Consider the following 3,429-nt stretch of genomic DNA (forward strand, 5'->3'; position numbering starts at 1 on the left):
TTTAGCATTTTTAAAAAATGAAAGCCCCTTGGTTCATACCCTTGATTATAATAAAAACGATGGGCAGTAAAATTACCAGTGAAAGCATCCAAAACAATAGCGGTACATCCTTCAGCTCTGGCTTTTACATCAATATAGTCAGTCATCATCTTTCCAATTCCCTTAGAACGATGTTCAGAATGAACAATAAAATTATCAATTTCTATATACTTTCCAGTCCAAAGTTTAATTGCCGTCCAAAAACCAGATAGTCCAACGCAGATATCATTTTCAAAAACTGCCACTTGCTTGTAATTATGGGGAACCATTTCCTGCAAGTATGATTCATACTTTTCTAAAGTAAGTTTGGGATACAAATGTTGCATCACTTCAATTTGAGCCAGCATATCTGGCACGGTGGTGAGTTCGACGAGTTTCAATTGAATAGAATTTAAAAATAGATGAACAAAAATAAACAAAAAAGAGCCATTCAGATAAGCCAAAAAAATTATTGAAATATCACCAAAAGTGGGTATTGTGTAAACCCTTATAATGACAGATATTTGTATAACAAAATTAAGATAAGGGGTTTATAAAGCTAATTGATCCCCACAAAACAGAGCATAGGGTTTATAAAGCTAATTGTTCCCTCAAAAAAAAGCCCAGGGAAAAGCTAGATTCACCCTTAAACATAGAGCAGAAGGATTATAAAGCTATTTGTTCCTTTAAAAACAAAGCATAAAAAAAGAGCCAAATGGCTCTTTTTTCATTTAATGTATTTTATAAATTACCCTTTCAAAGCTTCTGCTCCACCAACAATCTCAAGGATTTCATTGGTAATAGCTGCCTGACGAGCTTTATTATAAGTCAATTTCAATTGATCTCTCAAGTCGGTTGCGTTGTCTGTTGCTTTGTGCATTGCAGTCATACGTGCTCCGTGCTCTGAAGCAAATGAATCACGAATACCTTTGTATAATTGTGTTTTTAATGCTTTTGGAATTAATGTCATTACAATTTGTTCCTTTGCAGGTTCAAAAATGTAATCTCCATTAGATACCGCTTTATCAGATTGAATAGGAGCTAAAGGCAAAAATTGTTCCGTTTGTACAATTTGAGTAGCAGCATTTTTAAATTGATTGTAAACCAATTCAATTCTGTCATATTCACCAGCAACAAATTTTTGAGTTAATGTTTCAGCAATAACAGCAACATTTTCAAAAGTTAATTGATCAAAAATTGAACTTTGATTATCAATTACAGTCAATGTTTTTGATAAAATATCGTTTCCTTTTTTACCGATAGCAAAAATGTCCACTTGCTTACCAACATAATATTCAGAACGATTTTTAGCTTCCTTAATTACATTCGTATTAAAAGCACCACACAAACCTCTATTAGAAGTTATAGCAACAATTAAAACTTTTTTTACCTCACGTTGTGTAGTAAATTCACCACCAACATCACCATCAAGTGAAGCTGAAAGATTTTGTAATAATTCCGTTAATTTTTCGGCATAAGGGCGCATTGCCGTGATCGCATCTTGTGCTTTCTTTAGCTTTGCTGCAGAAACCATTTTCATTGCCGATGTAATCTGCATCGTAGATGAAATGGAAGTAATTCTATTACGGATTTCCTTTAAGTTTGCCATTTTATTTTTAAGTAAATAGTAAGAAGTAACTAGTGACTAGCTCTTTGCCAATCACTAATTACTATTCACTAGATTAGTTATATTTCGCTGAAATTTCTTTTGCAACAGTTTCAAGTACGTCTGTAATTTCATCTGTTAATTTTCCTGCTTTCAAAGCATCAAGAGTAGCTCTGTGTTTGTTGTTCAAGAATTCCAAGAAATCTTTCTCAAATTCTTTCACCTTATTCACAGGAACATTTCTCAATAAGTTTTTAGATCCAGCATAGATAATTGCAACTTGGTCTTCAACTGTATAAGGGTCATTCAAACCTTGTTTCAAGATTTCAACGTTTCTTTTTCCTTTTTCAATTACGTTCAATGTAACAGCATCAAGGTCAGAACCAAATTTAGCAAACGCTTCCAATTCACGGAATTGAGCTTGATCCAATTTCAAAGTACCTGCTACTTTTTTCATTGATTTAATTTGAGCATTACCTCCAACACGAGATACAGAAATACCTACGTTAATCGCTGGACGAACCCCTGAGTTAAACAAATCTCCATCCAAGAAAATCTGACCATCTGTAATCGAAATTACGTTTGTTGGGATATATGCTGATACGTCACCTGCTTGAGTTTCGATAATTGGCAATGCAGTCAAAGAACCTCCACCTTTTACAATTCCTTTCAAAGAATCTGGTAAATCGTTCATGTCTTTTGCAATTCCATCATCAGCAATCACTTTACAAGCACGCTCTAATAAACGAGAGTGTAAGTAGAAAACGTCTCCAGGATATGCTTCACGTCCCGGTGGTCTTCTTAATAAAAGAGAAACCTCACGGTATGCAACTGCTTGTTTAGATAAATCATCATAAACAATTAAAGCTGGACGACCAGAATCTCTAAAATATTCTCCAATAGCAGCACCTGCGAAAGGAGCGTAAACTTGCATTGGAGCTGGATCAGAAGCATTTGCTGCTACGATCACTGTATAGGCCATTGCTCCTTTTTCTTCTAATGTTTTTGCAATTCCTGCAACAGTAGAAGCTTTTTGACCAATCGCTACATAGATACAAAATACAGGTTTTCCTGCATCGTAAAATTCTTTTTGATTTAAGATGGTATCAATACAAACAGTAGATTTTCCTGTTTGACGGTCACCAATAACCAACTCACGTTGTCCACGACCAACTGGGATCATAGCATCAACAGCTTTTACACCTGTTTGCAAAGGCTCAGTTACTGGTTGACGGAAGATAACTCCAGGAGCTTTTCTTTCCAAAGGCATTTCGAATAATTCACCACCGATTGGTCCTTTTCCATCAATTGGAAAACCAAGAGTGTTAACTACACGTCCTACCATTCCTTCTCCTGTTTTAAGAGAAGCAATACGTTGTGTTCTTTTTGCAGTAGATCCTTCTTTGATTCCTGTTGAAGGTCCTAAAAGTACCACCCCAACATTGTCTTGTTCAAGGTTCAAAACGATAGCCTCTAATCCGTTTTCGAATTCAACTAATTCACCGTATTGAACATTTGAAAGCCCATAAATAAGAGCAATACCATCTCCAACTTGAAGCACTGTTCCTACTTCCTCTAGCGTAGCACCAGATTCAAACCCTTCTACTTGCTTTCTTAATATTGCTGATATTTCAGCAGGTTTAATTTCCGCCATCTTAATTTATAATTTAGACACTAATGTGTAATAAAACTAATTACTTAACTCTCTTTTTAATATTTGTAATCTGTTGGCAACAGAAGCATTATACTGCTGATCACCTATTCTTAATATAAATCCTCCAATTATAGAAGGATCTACAGTATTT

General features: G+C 35.0%; 4 protein-coding genes. All 4 read right to left on the bottom strand.

Features of this window, described 5'->3' with window-relative positions; translation table 11 throughout:
- Positions 1–425 (bottom strand): GNAT family N-acetyltransferase (locus VFS71_RS10690; RefSeq protein WP_326401208.1); only part of this gene is annotated, 425 nt, incomplete at its 3' end.
- Between the two features lie 341 nt (positions 426–766).
- Entirely contained in the window at positions 767–1,627 is an 861-nt protein-coding gene (gene atpG, locus VFS71_RS10695) for an ATP synthase F1 subunit gamma (RefSeq protein WP_326401207.1), read from the bottom strand.
- A 73-nt stretch (positions 1,628–1,700) separates the two neighbouring features.
- On the bottom strand, positions 1,701–3,278 hold the full coding sequence (atpA, locus tag VFS71_RS10700) for a F0F1 ATP synthase subunit alpha (protein WP_111408331.1): 1,578 nt from the start codon (positions 3,276–3,278) through the stop codon (positions 1,701–1,703).
- Positions 3,279–3,314: 36 nt separating this feature from the next.
- On the bottom strand, positions 3,315–3,429 hold a 115-nt coding region (locus VFS71_RS10705; RefSeq protein WP_326401209.1), incomplete at its 5' end, for a F0F1 ATP synthase subunit delta.

The sequence above is a fragment of the Flavobacterium sp. genome (assembly GCF_035760125.1).
GTDB lineage: Bacteria > Bacteroidota > Bacteroidia > Flavobacteriales > Flavobacteriaceae > Flavobacterium.